The 19,278-nt window shown below is 48.4% G+C and carries 15 protein-coding genes; 7 read left to right on the forward strand and 8 right to left on the reverse strand.

Annotated elements, in window-relative coordinates:
* Window positions 1-12: 12 nt before the first annotated feature.
* The 3 genes from AC1XUF_RS31095 to AC1XUF_RS31105 are packed head-to-tail and all read right to left on the reverse strand — an operon-like array spanning window position 13 to window position 3,099.
* Complete coding sequence (locus AC1XUF_RS31095) at window positions 13-1,050, reverse strand: efflux RND transporter periplasmic adaptor subunit (protein ID WP_483345779.1); 1,038 nt, start codon at window positions 1,048-1,050, stop codon at window positions 13-15.
* Between the two features lie 7 nt (window positions 1,051-1,057).
* Window positions 1,058-2,437: a TolC family protein gene (locus tag AC1XUF_RS31100; protein WP_483345780.1), complete on the reverse strand. Its 1,380-nt coding sequence runs from the start codon at window positions 2,435-2,437 to the stop codon at window positions 1,058-1,060.
* Between the two features lie 47 nt (window positions 2,438-2,484).
* Entirely contained in the window at window positions 2,485-3,099 is a 615-nt protein-coding gene (locus AC1XUF_RS31105; protein WP_483345781.1) for a TetR/AcrR family transcriptional regulator, read from the reverse strand.
* Between the two features lie 170 nt (window positions 3,100-3,269).
* Here AC1XUF_RS31105 and AC1XUF_RS31110 point away from each other — a divergent pair, with 170 nt between their 5' ends.
* Complete coding sequence (locus AC1XUF_RS31110; protein ID WP_483345782.1) at window positions 3,270-3,854, forward strand: hypothetical protein; 585 nt, start codon at window positions 3,270-3,272, stop codon at window positions 3,852-3,854.
* A gap of 8 nt (window positions 3,855-3,862) precedes the next feature.
* Window positions 3,863-5,404 (forward strand): sulfatase, encoded by a 1,542-nt coding sequence (locus tag AC1XUF_RS31115; protein ID WP_483345783.1) that lies wholly within the window; start codon window positions 3,863-3,865, stop codon window positions 5,402-5,404.
* Window positions 5,405-5,443: 39 nt separating this feature from the next.
* Here AC1XUF_RS31115 and AC1XUF_RS31120 read toward each other — a convergent pair whose 3' ends face one another.
* Both AC1XUF_RS31120 and AC1XUF_RS31125 read right to left on the reverse strand, forming a co-directional pair.
* Window positions 5,444-5,905: a hypothetical protein gene (locus AC1XUF_RS31120; RefSeq protein WP_483345784.1), complete on the reverse strand. Its 462-nt coding sequence runs from the start codon at window positions 5,903-5,905 to the stop codon at window positions 5,444-5,446.
* 103 nt (window positions 5,906-6,008) lie between these two features.
* The gene (locus tag AC1XUF_RS31125; RefSeq protein ID WP_483345785.1) at window positions 6,009-9,080 is read right to left on the reverse strand and encodes a PAS domain-containing protein; all 3,072 of its coding nucleotides are present in this window, start codon (window positions 9,078-9,080) and stop codon (window positions 6,009-6,011) included.
* A 221-nt stretch (window positions 9,081-9,301) separates the two neighbouring features.
* On the opposite strand from AC1XUF_RS31125, the gene AC1XUF_RS31130 reads away from it, so the two are divergent.
* The 3 genes from AC1XUF_RS31130 (at window position 9,302) to AC1XUF_RS31140 (ending at window position 12,746) form a co-directional block, all read left to right on the forward strand.
* Window positions 9,302-11,017, forward strand: coding sequence for a tetratricopeptide repeat protein (locus tag AC1XUF_RS31130; protein ID WP_483345786.1), 1,716 nt, complete (start codon window positions 9,302-9,304; stop codon window positions 11,015-11,017).
* Between the two features lie 37 nt (window positions 11,018-11,054).
* A complete protein-coding gene (locus AC1XUF_RS31135; RefSeq protein ID WP_483345787.1) occupies window positions 11,055-11,528 on the forward strand; it encodes a DUF1440 domain-containing protein in 474 nt (157 codons plus the stop codon).
* Window positions 11,529-11,642: 114 nt separating this feature from the next.
* Window positions 11,643-12,746: a sensor histidine kinase gene (locus AC1XUF_RS31140; RefSeq protein WP_483345788.1), complete on the forward strand. Its 1,104-nt coding sequence runs from the start codon at window positions 11,643-11,645 to the stop codon at window positions 12,744-12,746.
* Between the two features lie 50 nt (window positions 12,747-12,796).
* Here the strand turns inward: AC1XUF_RS31140 and AC1XUF_RS31145 are convergent, their stop codons facing one another.
* Window positions 12,797-13,228 (reverse strand): DUF5675 family protein, encoded by a 432-nt coding sequence (locus tag AC1XUF_RS31145; protein ID WP_483345789.1) that lies wholly within the window; start codon window positions 13,226-13,228, stop codon window positions 12,797-12,799.
* Between the two features lie 306 nt (window positions 13,229-13,534).
* Here AC1XUF_RS31145 and AC1XUF_RS31150 point away from each other — a divergent pair, with 306 nt between their 5' ends.
* Both AC1XUF_RS31150 and AC1XUF_RS31155 read left to right on the forward strand, forming a co-directional pair.
* On the forward strand, window positions 13,535-15,121 hold the full coding sequence (locus tag AC1XUF_RS31150) for an ABC-F family ATP-binding cassette domain-containing protein (RefSeq protein ID WP_483345790.1): 1,587 nt from the start codon (window positions 13,535-13,537) through the stop codon (window positions 15,119-15,121).
* Window positions 15,122-15,170: 49 nt separating this feature from the next.
* Window positions 15,171-16,589, forward strand: a complete 1,419-nt coding sequence (locus AC1XUF_RS31155) for a glycoside hydrolase family 125 protein (RefSeq protein WP_483345791.1) — start codon at window positions 15,171-15,173, stop codon at window positions 16,587-16,589.
* Between the two features lie 78 nt (window positions 16,590-16,667).
* On the opposite strand, the gene AC1XUF_RS31160 is transcribed toward AC1XUF_RS31155, so the two are convergent.
* Together AC1XUF_RS31160 and AC1XUF_RS31165 are read right to left on the reverse strand one after the other, a co-directional pair.
* Window positions 16,668-17,759 (reverse strand): ABC transporter permease, encoded by a 1,092-nt coding sequence (locus AC1XUF_RS31160; protein ID WP_483345792.1) that lies wholly within the window; start codon window positions 17,757-17,759, stop codon window positions 16,668-16,670.
* Window positions 17,759-19,267 (reverse strand): ABC transporter permease, encoded by a 1,509-nt coding sequence (locus tag AC1XUF_RS31165; RefSeq protein WP_483345793.1) that lies wholly within the window; start codon window positions 19,265-19,267, stop codon window positions 17,759-17,761. The genes AC1XUF_RS31160 and AC1XUF_RS31165 overlap by 1 nt, the downstream gene beginning before the upstream one ends.
* Window positions 19,268-19,278: the final 11 nt, after the last annotated feature.

A 19,278-nucleotide genomic window follows, 5' to 3' on the forward strand; every position in this document is an offset into this window, starting at 1 on the left:
TGCGTTGAATAATTACTGAATGATTTTGATCGCCGATCCGTCTGCCAGATACGCGGAACCCTCCCGGATCACCTTTGCACCGTTGTCTATCCCCGAAAGGATATAAGCCTTGTCGCCTTCCAGATACGAGATCTTCACAGCTTTCCTGACTGCCCTGCCCTGCTGCGCAACGAACACAAATGCACTGTCGTTTTCCCCTTCGATCAATGCATCAACAGGGATAGAGATCATGTTAGTTTTCTCTTTCGGGTAAATACTCACCTTCGCAAAGAGCCCGTTTGCCAGTTTGGCACCTTCCTTATCCAGACGGATCTCAGCCTGATAAAGCCCCGAAACCGCGTCGCTGCCCTGCGCTAGTGTTTTTACGCTGCCGGTGAATGTCTGGGGATAGGCATCAAAAGTGATTTCTGCCTTTTCACCGCCTTTTAGCCGCGCCCAATCCTTATCAGTAAGCCCGCATTTGATCACCCAATCGCGGCTGCCGGTACCGCTCACAAACAAAACAGCCGCCCCCCCGGAAACCTGTTCCCCGGCATTCTGCAATTTCTTAATCACCACGCCATCGGTGGTTGAAATGATCTTGGACTGCGAAAGATTGAATTTTGCAATATCGACTTGTCTTTCGGCCAGGTTCAGCGCTGTCTGGGTGTTTTCGACTTGCTCTTTGGTAGCCACGCTGTCCCGGTAGAGGTTCTGTACGCGCTGTGCATCGCGCTTGGCTTTCAGGAAATTCTCTTCGGCCTGGCCCATTTGAGCAGCGATCTCGGTGGTGTTAAGGGTGGCCAGAAGCTGTCCTTTACGCACCCTATCTCCCTCTTTTACGTAAATATCCTTGATAATCCCTCCGACTTTGAAAGATAATCTTGCCTCGTTGTCAGAACCCAACAAGCCAGAAGTTTCCACAGCCTGCGCCTGGCTCAATGCCGACGAGCTGATGATTTTTACCGGAATGGTGTTGTCCGTGGGTTCCGCCTTCTTTTTTTCCTCTCTGCAACTGACGGTCGTGGCCAGGAAGAGAATGGATATGCCGATCTGGATGGTAGTTTTCATTTCATTTTTAATTTGAGAATACGTAACTCGCCTTAGCCCGTTCCAGCTCAGCAGCGCGGGTTTGAACGTTTAAATAAGAAATACTTTGTTGGAGCTGATCGTTGATCAGCCTGTTTTGCGCGTCCAGCAGCTCAATGTAAAGCAACTGGCCCTCACGGTAGAGCTTCTGCTGGTCCTGGTAATATTGCTGGGACAAGGTAGTCTGGCTTTTGGAAGCCTGGTAGATCTGCATTGCCGATTTCAGACGATTGGAGGCTGTTTTGGCCTGTAATTGCAGTTGCTGTTCCACCTGGCTGATCTGCTCGCCGGTTGCCTGGCCATCTAGCATTGCCTGCTTTGCCTTGTACTGGGTGCGGTTTGCGGCAAAGACACGCCAATCCAAGGTCACGCCGAAAAGATAATAACGGGTATCATGGTTGAAGCTCACAAAATTTCCCTGCGACCCCAGGTCAATAAACGTCGACAACCTGGGCAATGCCGCCGCCCTCGCCAACTGGCCCGAAAGCGCATTGATTTTGTACAGCGATTCCAGTTTCAGGAGTTCTTCCCTCCTGCCGGCAGCAGCTGAGTCTGGCACAGAGACCGCTTCGATGATCAGCGGCTCCTTTTTAAGCAGTTCGAGTTTGGTATCCAGCGGATTATTGAGCAGAAAATTAAAATAAGCCACCGCATTAACAGATTGGTTTGTCGCATCGTCGAGTTTTGCCTGCAAACCGATCAGTTCATTTTCCGACCGGCTTACCACCGTCCTGATCGCCTTATCATTTTTGACGAGCGCCTGGTTAAACCGCAGGTTTTCACGGGCAAGAGATACCGCATTTTCCAGTATCCGAATGGCCTCATCGGCCTGCAGACAGGCGTAATAAGCCACCTTGATCTCTTTCACCAATTCCCTTTTATAAACGTCCAGTTCGGCCTGCTGAAAATGGATCTGTTCCTTACGGATGCGGGTATTGTATGTGATTTCCGCATTGTAAAGCGGCAAAGACGTCCTGAATTTAGCGTCGTAGTAATTATTTGGATTGAAGGTCTGGCTGACGTTCTCGACCTGCGGAAATGCGGAGGAGTTGGTCAGGTGGTTCAAGGAGGTATACACCGGGTTCAGCAAATCGCCAATCGGAATGCTGATCTTCCTTCCGCCACGCGAATCCAGGTAACTGGAACTGAAATTGACTTCCGGCAGAAAGAAGGTTTTGGCTTCCCTCAATGCGTATAAACTTTTTTCCAGGATAAAACCCTGCTGCCGAAGTCCCTGGTTATTTTTCAGGCCCTGGTCAATGTATGCTTCGAGAGTCGCATCCTGTGCAACTGCCTCAATGGCAGGGACGATCAGCATCATCATGTACAGGACCCTTCCCGAAATACGGTGATATATCCAATTTAACATAAATAATGTTTATTTAGTGAACAGTGTTTATTGAAAAGCAAAATTTTTTAAGTCTTCAAAACTTCCAGATAATTGGCGACCGCATGGTCCAGCATTACCTCCACTTCCGGGTCGGACATCGGCACAATACACATTCTGCCCCTGACATACAGTGAAACCAAACCATGGACAAAAGACCAGACGGAGATCGCGAGTAAAAGAGTATCGGCCGGCTTAATCAGTTTTTGCTCAAGACATTCGCCGATTGTCTCGACCACATAACCAAAAGCACATTCTCCTGCCTGCCATTTTTCCTCATTCTTAATCTGGGCCAGCGGCGCACGCATAATGAACATCAGATCATAATAGTCAGGATTTTCGAAGGCAAACTGCATATAAGTGCGTCCAATAGCACCCAGACGTTCAAAAGGATTGGATATCGAGTCATTTTTGCGGAGTTCTTTATCGAGCAACGCAAACGCATTTTCGTGGATTACATAAAAAATCTCATCCTTGTCTTTGAAATACAGATAAATAGTCGCCGGACTATACTCAATATCATCGGCAATGTTACGAATGGACGTCTTATCGTAGCCATGCTTTAGAAACAGCTGAGTAGCCGACTCAATAATCAGGTTTCTCATATCCTGCTTCTCCCGCTCTTTCCTTTCCTTGATTGCCATGACATTTTTTGAAGTACGTTGTAAATATAATAAACACTGTTTAGTAAAAACAAGCACTATTTGATTTAGGCAGGAAAAATTTATGCCATTCATCACAAATCATTTTACAAATTACTCATACAGAATATCTTAGGTAAATATATATTGCTCATCCCAGTCCGTTTACTGCTATGGCCATTCTACAAAAATTTCTTCAACATCTCGATTGGACAGTCAACACACTCCGGTTTGTGAGAAAGCACTTACTCCTGATCCTTTCCCTCGGCCTGATCGCCGCGTTCGGAAGGGCTGCCCAGCTTCGGGCATTTGGCGAAGTACCTTCCTGGTTAAATGCTGTTTTGGAGGTGACAATCCAGGTTTCCCGGGTCCTGATTTTCCTTTTCACATTAGGTTTAACAAACATCAAAAAAGGTTTAAACCGGTTTCTGAGTATTTTCTCGCCAAAAACAACACATCCTCGGCACTGGAAAATAGCCTGGGCGACATTCCAAAAACAATGGCCGAAAGTGACACTCAATATGGCTGCTTTTATACTGATGGCGTTCCTGACGAACTTACTGATCGACCATATTGCCTATGAAACCTGCCTGTATATCACGCTTAAAAAAGATGGCCTCATTTCTGGGAACACATCCGAATGGTCGCTGATCCTCTTTTTTAAAAATATTTCGGTCATTCCCTTTACACTCGTTTTTAATGCTACCTTACTTTTGTGGTTTGTAAACAAGCTGCCACAACAGAATAGTAAGGCCTGAAACTCATTATGAAAAGATTCCCGATTTCAATGCTGATGCTTGGGTTAGCATGGACTTTTTCGTCCTTAACCGGGAAGGAGGACTCCGGAAAACCCAATATCATCGTTTTTCTGGTCGATGACATGGGATGGCAGGACACTTCAGTGCCATTCTGGAACGAAGCGACCGATTTTAACAGACGCTACCACACGCCCAATATGGAGCGGCTTGCCCGGGAAGGAATGAAATTGACCAGCGCCTACGCGATGCCCGTCTGCACGCCTACACGTGTAAGCCTGCTCACCGGCGTCAACGCAGCGCACCACCGCGTCACACACTGGACATCACCTGATAAAGACAAGAATACCGATTACCTGGATTCGCTGGTTAGCCCGGTCGACTGGAACATCAATGGATTTAGCCCTGTCGCAGGCATACCGCATACTTTTCATGCGACGCCCCTGCCGGAAGTCCTGAAACAAAACGGCTATTATACCATTCACAGCGGAAAGGCACATTTCGGGTCGGCGGGTACACCCGGTTCCGACCCGAAGCAGTCAGGCTTTATGGTCAACATTGCGGGAAGCGAAATTGGCCACCCGGCCAGTTACCTGGGTGAGAAAAACTACGATAACCCTAAAAACGGCAAATCCGACCGCAATGCTGTTCCCGGGTTGGCGACTTACCATGGTACCGGCACGTTTCTGAGCGACGCCATTACGACGGAGGCATTGAGGGCATTGGAAAACCCATTGGACAAAAAGCAGCCCTTTTTCCTATATCTAGCCCACTATGCCGTCCACGTCCCGCTGAGTCCCGACAAACGTTTCATCCACAAGTACGTCCAGGCCGGACTGGATTCTACGGAGGCCAAATATGCAGCTTTGCTGGAAGGGATGGACGAAAGTCTCGGTGACGTCCTTGAATTCCTGGATGAAAAGAAAATCGCAGACAACACCATTATCCTCTTTATGTCCGATAACGGAGGTTTGAGCCTGACGCCTCAACGAGGTGGGAAGGCCTGGACGCACAATCGTCCGCTAAGGGCCGGAAAAGGCTCGGTTTACGAAGGCGGGATCAGGGAGCCGATGCTCGTGCGCTGGCCGGGGGTTGTCAAACCAGGAAGCGTTAGTGATCAATATGTGATCATTGAAGATTTCTTCCCGACTATCCTGGAAATGGCCAGGGTCAAAAATACAAAACTGATCCAGCGGATAGACGGCGAGACATTTGTTCCACTATTGAAAAATCCTGCAAGACGGAATCAGAACCGGGAGTTGGTTTGGCATCATCCTAACCGCTGGATAGCAGCCGAAGGGCCGAATATCCATTATTCAACCGCCTTCAGAAAAGGCGACTGGAAATTGATCTATGATTACAGGAAAGAAAAACTGGAACTTTACAACCTCAAAACCGACATAGGGGAGACTAATGACCTTTCCGCTTCAAACCCTGCAAAAGTGAAAGAACTGGCATCTATGCTTACAAAACAATTGAAGAAATGGAATGCCCAGTTGCCGGTATTCAAAGCCACAGGAAAGCAGGTGCCCTGGCCCGATGATGTGATTTAAAATACAGAAAGGGCATATAGCCCTTTCGTTTGCGAAGTATTATTGATTATTGCCGGGTGCTGCTGGCATGGAAGCCAGCTTGGCTTCATCCTCACTGATGCGGCTCCTCAGCGATTCAATATCACGCTTCAGCCTGTCAAGATTATCGGCAGCCCGCCTTGCCCGTTTGGCGTCCCGATGTGCAGAGCCGGCACTTTTACTGGCTCGCCTGGCTAATTTCTTGCTTTGGGCATCATTGCCCAACTTTTCTGCCGCCTCCCTGTTATTGTCTGCCGATTTTTGTGCCTCTTCGGCCGCTTTGGCAGCCTCGTCTGTTTTACTTTGAAGTTCGTTTTCCAGTTTGGCAAGTTCCAGCTTACGGTCGTTGAGCTTTTTGCTCAGTTCCAGCGCCTGCTTCTGGTCTTTTAACATATTGATCGAATCCTTGGAAACGACCTGTGCCGACAATGAGAAGGTAATTAGCAGGAAACCCAGGGTACCCGCTATTGCTTTGGTTTTCATATTCTCTTTATTTGAATGTAACTACGAAATACCCATGCTGCAAATACCATGCCGTGGCTGCTGGTTTTCCGCCGGAGATACCGCACCATTCTTCCTGCCGGTACTAAATTGCGCTTTTTGCAGGCTCTACCTGCGCCGCTTTTGACGAAATACTCCTGATAATTTCATCCAGCTCATTGGCGGACGTCATGATATGCTCGAGCAGCTCGGTCTCTTCCGCTTCCGTATTCTCGTAATTTTTGATCAAATCAACCAGACCCATTAACCTGGCCAGAGGAGCCCGGATGACATGGGACTGGAGCCAAGCTATTTCCTGCAATTTCTGATTGCGTTCCTCGATTTCGTTGACATATCTTACCCGGTCGGTCACATCCCGAAGCACACCAATCATCCTGACCGCCTTGCCCGTGTGGTTCCTGCGGATATAACCCGTTTCTTCAACAGATGCATAGGCGTCGTTCACCTTCCGAAAACGATACTTCGCAGTCCACTTCGTACGCTTAATGTCGTCCAGGTACAGGTGCAGATTTTGCTGCACCCTTTCCTTATCTGAGGGATGAATATGTTCCGCCCACTTTCCGAGCGGATTACGGTCCTTGTTGATATCGAACCCGAAAAGCCGGTAAAACCCGTCGCCCCATTGAATCTGGTCGTTGATCAGGTCCCAATCATAAATCGCATCATTGGTAGCCTTGTTCAACAATTCATATCGTTCGTTACTCTTTTTCAGGGCGTCCACCGCTTGTTTGCGTTCCGAAACATCGATACCCGTGCACTGGATTTCGACGGGCTCCCCATTTTCGTCTGTCAGGGCGATGAAATGCCAGTAAGCACATTGCTTTTCGTGATCAGGACTGATGTGTTCAATTTCCATCGGGCAAACAGTGCCCGGATTTTTCAGACAGGAGGCAACTGTATTGATTACGCGCTTTTTGTCATGCTGGCGTATGATCTGCATACAGTTCACGCCAATGAAATTACCCCCACCGTAGAACCAGCCAAAGTCCTCCTCAAACTTGTTGTTATAATAAGTATAGTTTCCGGTCAAATCGGTCCTTATCACATAAATAGTTTGGGAATTGACCAGGCTGCGCAGCCTGGACTCACTGGCCTGAAGCTCCTTTTGCGTGTTTTTAAAATCGGTGATGTCGAGGCAGGCCCCAATCATTTTAACAGGCAGGCCTTTGTCATCCACTTTTGTTTTTCCCCAGGTTTTTAGGGTGCGTTCCTCACCGGAGGAATGGATGATCCTTTCTTCAAACCCAAAATCACTGCAGGTCTCCAGAGCAAGCCTGATCCCGCTTGAAACCCTCTCCCGGTCATCTGGATGGATTTTTGAAATATACCCTTCCAGGCTCGGGCTAAACGTGTTTTTATCAAGCCCATAGATCGTATACAGCGTATCCGACCAGTTGACCACATTCGTTTCAACATCCCACTGCCAGTTTCCAAAACGGGCCAGTTCCTGGCCTTGTGCCATGAGCATGGTAGTCTCTGCTGCAATTTCTGCTATCTGCCTGTTTTCCAGGATTACGGTCAGGATCGAAATGGCACGATCAATCACCTTGATTTCCTCCTCTCCCGGGAATTTGACCTTGTTGTAATAGACAGCAAAGGTTGCGATCACCTCATTATCCAGGATCATAATCGGGTGGGACCAGCATGCACGAAGCCCGTACCTCAAAGCAATATCTTTGTGTTTGACCCACCTGGGATCCGTGGCAATATCGCTCACCACCACTTTTTCTTTACTAAAAGCTGCCGAGCCGCAAGAGCCTTCCAACTCCCCTATCTCCAAATTCTGGATGGACCTCATGTAGGTTTCGGGCAGGGACGGCGCCGACCAGTTTTGCAACCGGTTATTTTTGACCCTGTGGATCGCACATCTCATTTGGGGGAAAATCTTTTCAATACCCAGCAAATAATCGTCAAGGAGCTTTTCAAGGGACGACCCTGCCGAAGAATTACGTTCCAGGATGGTTTTCTCCAGGTGCTCCATGTCCTCCATATGCTTTGCTTCTGTGATGTCGAGCATCAGTCCGCGAAGCAAATCAGGCTCGCCATTCCCGCGGATTATTGACACAAAGTCCCTAATCCAGACAATGGAGCCATCCGCATGCAGCATTCGGTACACAAAGGCATGGTTGCGGCCTTCACAGGTAAGCCTCTGGCAAATATCAGGAACCCTGTCCCGGTCTTCCGGATGTATCTGCGCTTTCCAGCATTTAGGGTCGCTTAACCATTGTTGTGGCTCGTAGCCCAGTATGTTCCGGATCTGGTCGCTGACAAAACGGAATTCGCTTGTAGTGGCGTCTGCCTCCCATACAATGCCGTCGATCGTCTGGATCAGGGATTCAAATTTGTTGTACGAATTGATGAGTTCCTGCTCGACGATCTTGCGCTCGTGAATGTCCTGAATAGCCCCATAAATCCGGGTGCATGCGCCATTCAAAAACTGGCCCTTCCCTGTTACCCTGATCCATCTTTCATTTCCTTTGGCGGTAATCGCAATCAGCTCCAGATCAATGAGCGTCCCTTTTTCAATCGTCTGCTGTATCGCCTGGATAAAACGGTCACGGCTTGCGCCGGGTTTATAAAAATGCTCGGGGAATTCAATGCTGGGCTGGTAGTCCGCCGGCACTTCGTAAATCTCCTTCACAACATCCGACCACACTACGACACCCCTGACCAAATCCGCCTCCCAGCCGCCTACGCGAGCAATCCGTTGTGTTTCATACAGGAACTTCTCATTGCTAAAGGTATTTCCATCGCTGACTTGCCCGGCAGCCGCAGGAGCCTCTTCTACAGATATCAAAATAAGCCCGACCTGGCCTTGTTCACCGAAAACAGGCGTATTGGTTACAACAAAATATTGTTCTTCTGTTTTCTCTCTTTTGGGAAGGGCTGGTGTATACCGGAAAACAGGGGTATGATTCGCCTGGCCATCTCCAACCACCCGCTCAAGCAAAGAGCTCAACACCTCTTTCCCCTGAGATGACATCTCAGGGAAAGCTTCGAAGAAACCTTTCCCTACTAAACTGTTCCTATCTCTGCCTGTAAATGCCAGGTAGGCATTGTTGACCTCAACTATAGTACATGTGGGAAGATCTGGGTGCAGGACCACACTAGGTGTAGGAAGAGCATTGAATACCTGAGCTAAATAGTTTTTTAACATGCCTCAAACCGTTAAACACAATCGTGGATCAAAACGCAAAAATTTCACCAACCATTAACCGTAAACGTAACCATCCGGAGGCTAAGCCCAAACTAATCATGTGCTTGCCAATTTAATGATATTTTCTATCAGATTACTTCAGTAATTCGCCTAACTAAAAGCATTTTGGCATAAAACTTTCGGTTAAATTCGCACTACGCGCTGATAATCCGCCACATCACATGAAACCCGTATTCATCCCTACCGCTTTCCTGTTGCTAATGCTCACCGTTTTCTGTCTTTTTCACAATGAAGAGCGTCGTGAAGAACAGGACCGGACCTCCGAGATAGCAGTTTGCGCACCATTGTACAATAATGCGGTACAGGCTGCGGCAGATGGAAAATTTGTCGTCGCGCTGCCCGGATGGGGTCATTACAGTTATCCGGTCTCAACCGAAAACGACAGTTCGCAATTCTATTTTGATCAGGGCCTGAGTATGTATTACAGCTATCACTTCAAAGAAGCTGTGGCATCTTTCAAGGAATCTGCTCGCTTTGACCCCTCTAATGTGATGGCTTTCTGGGGCCAGGCTTTGGCCATGGGACCTTACTATAATGCCGCACATAGCTACACCAAACCCGCAGAATTGGCAGCGGCGCTAAAGAACATGAATGACAAAGAGTCCGCTGCCAGCGAAAAAGAAAAAGCGCTGATCGATGCCATGAACAGCAGGTACTCGGCCGACCCGACAGATTCCGACCGGGCCGCGTTAAACCAGGCTTACGCCGCAAAGCTCAGATCCTTGATCCCGGTATATGGCGATGATGCGGATATCAAAATGCTCTATATCGATGCTAATATGCTGATGCATGCCTGGGATTTTTGGAACAAAAACGGTTCATCTAAAGCCTGGACACCCGAGCTCGTAGCGCTTTGTGAACAGGTATTGCGAAGTAATCCCAAACATCCGGCCGCGCTGCACTATTACATTCATCTTACCGAAGCTTCCCAACATCCCGAAGTCGCATTAGGAAGCGCCGAAACGTTACGGGACTTGCTGCCGGGTGTGGCACATATGGTGCATATGGCAAGCCACGAGTACGAACGGAACGGCTTGTATGCAAAGGGTGTGGAGGTAAATAACCTGGCGGATGATAACTTGGTCTATTACGACTTACTGGCCAAAAACCTTTCCCTGGCAAAGCATTCCTCACATTACTTTGCAGTGCAGACCTATTGCGCGCTGACAGGCGGCATGTACAAAGAAGCAATGCGCTACGCAACAAGAGCGCAAAAAAGCGTCTCTCCCGGTTACGAAGCTACTTATGACCAATATCTTTTTATGTTGCCCGTGATGGTGATGGTGAGGCATGGAAAGTGGGATGAGATACTAAACAACAGCATGGTTCCCGACAGCAAGTGGACTTATGCCAGTCTGCTTTCGGACTTTGCCAGGGGACTGGCCTTCATCAACAAGGGCAACCTGGATTCCGCCGCGTCACATTTGGAAAGCCTGAAATCAAAATCAAAAGATCCCGTGTTGACCAAAAGGCGCATCCCATTCAACGCTCCGGTGCAGATTGCCGGAGTTGCGGAAAAAATTTTGGAAGGTGCGTTGCTGTTTTCCCAAAACCAACCTGCAAAAGCGATTGCCAGCCTGCAAAATGCGGTTGAGTTAGAAGACAAGCTGATTTACACCGAGCCCAAAGACTGGCCGGTACCATCACGCCAGTTTTTGGGTGCCTACCTGCTCAAAGCCAGAAAACCTGCCTTGGCGGAAGCCGTTTACCGACAGGATCTTGTTTTCAATCCGGGCAACGGCTGGTCGCTGCTTGGCTTGTACGAAAGCTTGCGGGCGCAAAAGAAAACAAAACAATTGGCCCGTCTTAAAACCAAGTACGAGGAATCGTTCTCCCATGCCGACCAGGTACCTACTGGCTCCGTATCGATCGAATAAGCTTGCAAGGTCTGATTAAACCTTAAACCGATTGCGCATGAGGGTAAAAAAATCGAGCATATCCCCAGCTAAAGCCATCTTTTCAGCAGCATTCGCCGCCGGTACACTCGACCTCCTGGCAGCGATCCTGGTTTATGTCATTATTTTGGAGCAAACCAGCGCGTCGCGCATTTTGATGTCCATTGCAAGCGGCGTTTTTGGCGAAGCCGCCTATTCGGGAGGAATGGCTATGGTACTGACAGGCCTGCTCCTGCACTATTTAATAGCCCTTATTTTCTCTGTTTTCTATTACTTTCTTTATCCGAACCTGACATTTTTGCGTAACAAGAAGCTGCTCAGCGGATTTCTATATGGTATTTTTGTTTGGGTTGTGATGAATTTCGGTGTTCTTCGGATCGTGTTTTCAGGGTTTTCCCTGCCTGGTCCCGGGCAGGCATTATTGGGAATGGCCATCATCATTGTTGCAGTCGGGATACCTATCTCTTACATGGTATCGGCAAGCCATTTGTAACCGGCTTCACGCCTGTTTCGTGCATTTGATACCTGTTAACATGCAGATGGTCAATTGGATTTCCTGATCCGCCCGATGAAAAGTTTCTTTGCCACAATCTTAAACTGAGAGGTGATGAGAAAAATTCTGAACAAGCTCTACCACATTCCATTCTGGCTGCTCTACCATTACCTGTGGTGGACGGTGTCGATGGGCAACCCGTTTAAGGCTGCCAGCAGCATCCTGTATACGCCATATACGGTCAAATTCGCATTCTATGTGGTCTTTCAGGCATTGGCTGTTTACTTCAATTTATACTACCTCATTCCAAAATACCTGGAAAAGAGCCAGTTTAAAACCTATCTGGGCTGTCTTTTTGTATCCCAGGTCGCGACCGCGCTGGCGATCGTTTCGGGCTATTACCTCAGCGCTTCCGTCGGACATATGGCGATCGAAACATTGTATGGCCGGGATTCCAATTGTTTTTTCTACTTTTTCGCGGAAGCGCTGCCATCCACGCTTGCCAGTACAACGCTCGCAATGAGCATCAAGCTGACCAAAAACTGGATCCGCAGCGAACAAAGAAAGCAGTTACTGGAAAAGGAAAAGCTGGAAACAGAATTGCAATTTCTCAAACACCAGTTCAACCCCCATTTCCTATTTAATAGCATCAATTCTATTTTTTTCCTCATACATAAGAATCCGGATATGGCATCGGCCTCGCTGGCCCGGTTTTCGGATTTGCTCCGGCACCAGCTCTATGAATGCAATGACCATCAGATACCCCTCGAAAAGGAAATCAGCTACCTGAGGAATTTCATCGATCTCGAAAAACTACGCCAGAACAAGCATGTCAGGGTAAATGTGGAAATTGAATTGATGGAAAAGGGATTCCCGGCTGTTGCACCTTTCATGCTCATGACCTTTGTAGAGAATGCCTTTAAACATGTCTCCCGGGGAAGCAGCACCGACAATTGGATCAACATCAGGCTGCGTCTGATCGAAAACCAGCTTCTCTTTCACATCGCTAACAGTACTTCTGTAAACAGACCTCAGAACCTGTCTCCTTACAGCGGCATAGGTTTGAACAATGTCAAACGAAGACTGGAACTGATTTATCCCGACAGACATCAACTGGACATCCGGAATGAAAGCAATTTCTTTGAAATAAATCTGCAGGTTGAACTGGAAGAAATCGCTTTAAACGGCAGAACGGCATTCGACTATTTAGACCACTAACGGAATTAAGCCACTGCAGATTCGTCGGAGTTCAAATCTGAAAAATTCGCCTACTGGACAGTGAGGAAGATTTTCTCTTTTTTGGAAGCAGCCTGTATTTTGGAAAACAAGGCATTAAATGCCGGCCTGGAAGTACCTGCCACGATCTGATTGCCGTTTAATTGCGTCCCTACCAGTATGCATCCCTCGGTATCGCCTACGGAATTACCAGGGTGAATGCGAATCCCGATAAACCCCGGAACATTCTGGGCCAACGGGAGCAGCTTTCGGAATCGTTCGGAAAAACTGACTACCAGCTCATATCTCCCTCTGGGGATAGCTGTTTGTCCATGTATCTTCACATTGAAAATTTCGGATATCGTCATCGTTTTCGTCAAACCCCGATCGATATCTTCCAGGGTGAAACATTCAAAAACGCCATCGACACTCAATGAGCCGGGAGTTGCGCTGGCATTGGGATTTCGGGTAATTACAATTTGCATATTTGGGGAGAGTGAAGGGATCGTTTAAAACTTAAATTAATCAACTTCGCCAATTTATTGAATCCTGAACGCATCCTATCCTGGTGCAAAACCCGCTAAACTTATTAACCGGTTAAAGACCCAAACCACGGCCGGCTCGCCAGGGCCTCGGAAGCTACAGGCCTTGCAGGAGCACAAAAACGATATTTTGTTACCTTTGTAAACTTTATGTAAAAGCACTTCTATGTGAAAGCAATTTCTTTTTGGAAAAAATAAACAGGCCTGACTTCCGGGCATCTGTGACTATTCACTCTAAAAAAAGAAATCATGCTTTTTCTCCAAGATGCCGCTTACGCGCATCCTAATCGGGATGTGCTGTTAACAAACATCAATCTCTCCATTAATCGGCAAGATAAAGCTGCCATAATCGGCCATAACGGGTCCGGAAAATCGACGCTCTTGAAAATCCTTGCCGGAGAATTGCCTCCTTCAGGCGGAATCGTCAGAATGGATTCGAAGCCGTACTATGTCCCTCAGCAACTGGGCCGGTTTAATGACCTCACGGTCGCAGAGGCGATGGGTATTGCCAGCAAACTGAAGGCGCTGCAGGATATCCTGGACGGCCATCTCACTGACGCTAACATAGAAACTTTGGCCGACGACTGGGCCATCGAAGAGCGTTGTAAGGAAGCGTTTGCACATTGGAAGCTCAGCGGGACCGATTTGACTCAAAAGATGGCTACACTGAGCGGTGGACAAAAAACCAAGGTTTTCCTAGCCGGAATCATGGTCCACGAACCGGAAATCGTGCTGCTCGACGAGCCGAGCAATCATTTGAATACGCTGGCCAGGGATATTCTCTACGACTATGTGAGCTTTACCAGGCACACGCTCGCCGTCGTAAGCCACGATCGAACACTGTTAAATCTTATCCACACCGTTTATGAGCTCGGTAAAGAGGGTGTCACCGCGTACGGCGGCAATTATGATTTTTATGCAGAGCAAAAAAGAGTCGAAACCGAAACACTGCTCCATGACCTGAAAAACAAGGAAAAAGCGCTCCGCAAAGCCCGCGATGCAGAGCGGGAATCGCTGGAAAGGCAGCAGAAACTGGACGCCCGCGGGAAGAAAAAGCAGGAAAAAACCGGATTACCTACTATTATGATGAACACATTGCGTAACAAAGCCGAAAAAAGTACGGCTGCGATGAAAAATGTGCACGCAGAAAAAGTAGGAGCTATCTCGCAGGAATTAAGCCAATTGCGGAAAGACCTGCCGGGGCTCGACAAGATGAAAATGGATTTGGATCATTCTGCGCTGCATAAAGGAAAGATTCTGTTCACAGCCAAGGATATCAATTTCGGTTACGACGGTCGAATGCTTTGGAAAAACCCGCTGACATTCCAGATCACAAGCGGACAAAGGATAGCGGTCAAAGGTGCAAATGGTTCGGGGAAGACGACATTGATCCGGTTAATGTTGGGAGAACTTCAGCCGCAAACCGGGGAAATCGAGCGCGCTGATGTCCGCAGCATTTACATGGATCAGGATTATTCGCTGATCGACAATGCATTAACCGTCTACGAGCAGGCGCAGAAATTCAATTCCGAAACATTGCAGGAGCACGATATCAAGATCCGGCTCAACCGATATTTGTTCACTTCCGAATTTTGGGACAAACCCTGTGCAGTGCTGAGCGGCGGGGAAAAAATGCGGCTCATGCTCTGTTTGCTGGCAATCGGTAATCAGAGCCCTGATCTGATCATCCTCGACGAGCCGACCAATAATCTCGACATTCAGAACATTGAAATCCTGACCGCCGCGATGAACGACTACCGGGGAACGTTGCTGGTGATTTCGCATGACGCCTATTTTTTGAAAGAAATCGGCGTGGAAGAATCGCTGGTTTTGTAATTTTCGCCCCGGGAAATCACAACCCGTCAAAACTTAACACAATAACTCAATGAATCGCAACCTCTTTATAAAAAATGCGGCCCTGCTCAGTACCGGCCTGATGATCTCGAAAATACCTTCATTTGCCCAGCCAGCCGATTTTCCGGTGGTCAGGGTCCCTGCCGGAAAGCGCAATTTCACCAGCAAGGCCGTCGAGGATGCGATCGTTGAGTTCCAGGGTGCCGTGAAGGACAAGGAGCTGGCCTGGCTTTTTGGCAACTGCTTCCCAAATACATTGGATACGACTGTCACCCATAAATCCGATGGCACCCGTCCCGATACCTACGTGATCACCGGCGATATTGACGCCATGTGGCTGCGCGACAGCACGGCGCAGGTTTGGCCGTACCTGCATTTTATTAAAAAGGATAAACCCTTGCAGCAACTGATCGCGGGTGTGATCAACCGCCAGTCGGCCTGCATCTTGAAAGATCCTTATGCCAATGCATTTTACGACGATCCGAACAAAAGAGGCGAATGGAAAGATGACGAAACGGATATGAAACCGGGCCTGCATGAGCGTAAATGGGAGATCGATTCACTTTGCTACCCCATCCGCCTCGCGCACAAATACTGGCAACTGACGGGAGACACCACGCCTTTCGACGCGAAATGGAAAGAGGCAGTGCTGCTGACATTGAAAACATTCAAGGAGCAGCAGCGCAAGGATGGGCACGGGCCATACCATTTCCAGCGCAAAACTTCCTGGGCGACCGACGGCGTGCCGATGAACGGTTACGGCTATCCGGTTAAACCTGTCGGTTTGATCTGCTCGTCTTTCCGCCCGAGCGACGATGCCACGGTTTATTCATTCCTGGTACCTTCCAATTTCTTCGCGGTAACCAGTCTGAGACAGGCTGCTACCATGTTCGAAAAGATTTTGAATGATAAAGCTGGCGCGGCTGAACTGACAGCATTGGCCAATGAAGTGGATAAAGCATTGAAACAATACGCGGTGATCGACCACGCGCAGTATGGTAAAATTTACGCTTACGAAGTGAATGGTTTCGGCAGCTACAACCTGATGGACGATGCCAATGTGCCTAGCCTGCTGGGAATGCCGTATCTGGACGCGATGCCAATCTCGGACCCGGTTTATCAGAATACACGTAAAATGCTTTTATCACTAAATAACCCCTTCTTTTTCAAAGGAAAAGCAGGCGAAGGCATCGGCGGACCGCACGCGGGGATCGATATGATCTGGCCGCTGGGCATTATTATCCGTGGACTGACCAGCAAGGATGATGCAGAGATCAAATTCTGTATCCAGCTTTTAAAGAAAAACCACGCAGGTACCGGCTTCATGCACGAGTCATTTCATAAGGACGATGCGAGCAAATTTACCCGCTCCTGGTTTGCCTGGGCAAATACCTTGTTCGGGGAGTTTTTGTGGGAGACTTATCAGAAAAAGCCTGCGCTTCTCGCATAAAATGTTACTGCCACGAATACACGAATGCAGCACGAAAGGCATTCGTGCTGCATTCGCGTATTCGTGGCAGTAAAAAACTCACTCCGCACGCAAACTCTGCGCCGGATTTGCAAATGCAGCTTTTATGGCTTGATAACTAACTGTCGCCATTGCAATCAGCACGGCTGCTACTCCCGCCGCGGGTAGCAGCCACCATTGAATTTCAATGCGGTACTCAAATTTTTCGAGCCACTGGTTCATGAGCCAGAACGCCAGCGGACAGGCCAACAGACAGGCAATACCTACCAGCCAGACAAATTCCTTCGAGAGCAGCATCCATAAACCGGCAATAGTCGCACCCAGCACTTTCCGGATCGTGATTTCCTTCGTGCGGCGCTCGGCCATGAACATCGCCAGACCGAACAATCCCAGGCAAGAGATAAAGATCGACAAACCTGCGAAAATCGCGGCCAGTTTCGCCACCTGGTTTTCGGTAGCAAACTTTTTTCCAAAATCTTCGTCTGCAAAATGATACTCAAATGGCAGCGCGGGATTGTATTTATCGACAATCGGCTGCATCGACGCCAAGGCTTTGGTCAAATCGGCATGGTCTTTCAGGCGCACCAGGATGGCGTTCACATTATTGCCGTCGAAGAGGATCACCCCCGGACCTACCTTTTTAAATGGGTCGAGCATTAATACATTTTTGGTGACGCCGATGATGGTCAGCGGTTTGTCGCCCAATTTGATCGTCTTTCCGATCGGGTCTTTATAGCCTATCAATTTCAATGCGGATTCGTTGAGAATGACCGCATTGGAATCGGTGCTGAATTGGCGATTAAAAGCGCGGCCAACCACGAACTGCAATCCCGCAGTTTTGTCGTAGTCCCAGTCAGTCATGACCACATTGATACTCAGATTCGCATTCGGATCTTTTCCTTCCCAGCTGAAATGCGAGAAATCGTTATTCACCCAGGTCATCCCGCTGGACGCTTTTGCTACGGAAGAAATGTAGCCGGAGTTGAGTAAATCGTATTTCAATGCATTATAATTTTTGATCAGATCGTGGGTCGCATTCAAAGTGATCAGATTGTCGGGGTTGTAGCCGATCGCACGGTCCTTAGCATGGCCGATCTGCTGATATACGACTACCGTACTGATGATCAGCGAAATAGAAACTACAAACTGCATCACGACCAGTATTTTCCTCGTATTAACAGCACCCGTGCCTGAAACAAAACACCTTTCAGGACTTTTACCGGCAAAAAGGACGACAGGTAAAACGACGGATAACTTCCCGCCAGCAGCCCGGTGCCAACCGCCACCAGCAACAGCACAGCACAGAGATTTTTATTGGTGAGGTTAAATTGAATGTTCTCAAATCCGAGATCATGCAGCGCGGGAAGTAGCAGCTGGATCAAGACAACAGACAGCAGCAACGCAAGAAATGTCGTCAGCAGCGACTCTGTGAGAAACTGCGCAATGAGCTGGCCTCTTTTGGAGCCGATTGCCTTGCGGACCCCGACTTCTTTGGCACGTTTTTCAAACCGCGCGGTGCTCAGGTTCATGAAATTGATACAGGCGATCACGAGAATGAAAATGCCGATGATGCCAAACAGCTTTACATATTGAACCCTTCCGCCCACATTCTGCCAGTCTTTAAAATCGTCATAGAGTCGCCACCGCAGCATGGGATAAAGCATGAGCGACTGGTCTTTCAAAAAATCATCCTTATTTGCGAGCAGCGGGGCGATCTTTTTGGAAAGCGCCTCCATAGAAACGCCTTCTTTTACTTCAATGATGGTGCCGATAAAGCTATTGTTCCAGCGTGTTTTTGATTCTTTGACGTCGGGATAATTCTGAACTTTGAATTCAAATGGCGCCAGGAATTCGAATGTCAATGTTGAATTTTTTGGAACATCCTTCATCACACCGGTTACCTGCACATTGAACTGGTTGTCGATCCGCACGATCTTCCCTACCGGGTTTTTATCTCCAAATAAAGATCTCGCCAGCGACTCTGTCAGAACCAGTGAATTAGGATCATTCAATGCAGTTTCCTGGTTGCCGCGGATCAGCGGATAAGTGAACATTCTGAGGAAATCGGGGTCGACATAGTAGCCCATTTTATTGAACTTGCTGTTGCCCGCCACCACGCTGTGCACCCCGCCCCAGTCGATCCTCGACGCGCGTTTGATATCCGGATATTTAGAAATCAGCTCGTCGTAAACCGGCATCATCAGGCTGATCGAAGTGCCTTTCTGATTGTTCAAAAGGGTGTTCCTCACAACCGCCGCGATCCGGTCGCCATTTTTATGGAATGTATCAAAGCTCCGCTCATAATGTACCCACATTCCGATGAGCATCGCAAACGCCATCCCCAGCGCCAGTCCGAGCATGTTAATACTTGACAATGTTTTGTTCCGCAGAAGCTGGCGGGTAGCTATTTTGAAATGGTTCGTAATCATGGATTGGGAGTATAAAGGGTATGAGGGGTGTTCAGTGGGCTGTCTCTTGATATATCTGGGCTTAAAAAACCCGATCACGTCGCACCAGTAGCGCAAAACGGCCCTGCGCCTACCCGCCGATCTCAGTTGAAAGTAAAACTCTTCATGCAAGTCACCCTCAATGGCTTCCAGCAAGTGTGGTGCTACAAACCATCTCAGGAATTGGTCGGCCAGGCGCGGTGGTTTTTTCATAGTTTCGTGGA

The sequence above is a fragment of the Dyadobacter sp. HNCC25DJ185 genome (genome assembly GCF_056895195.1).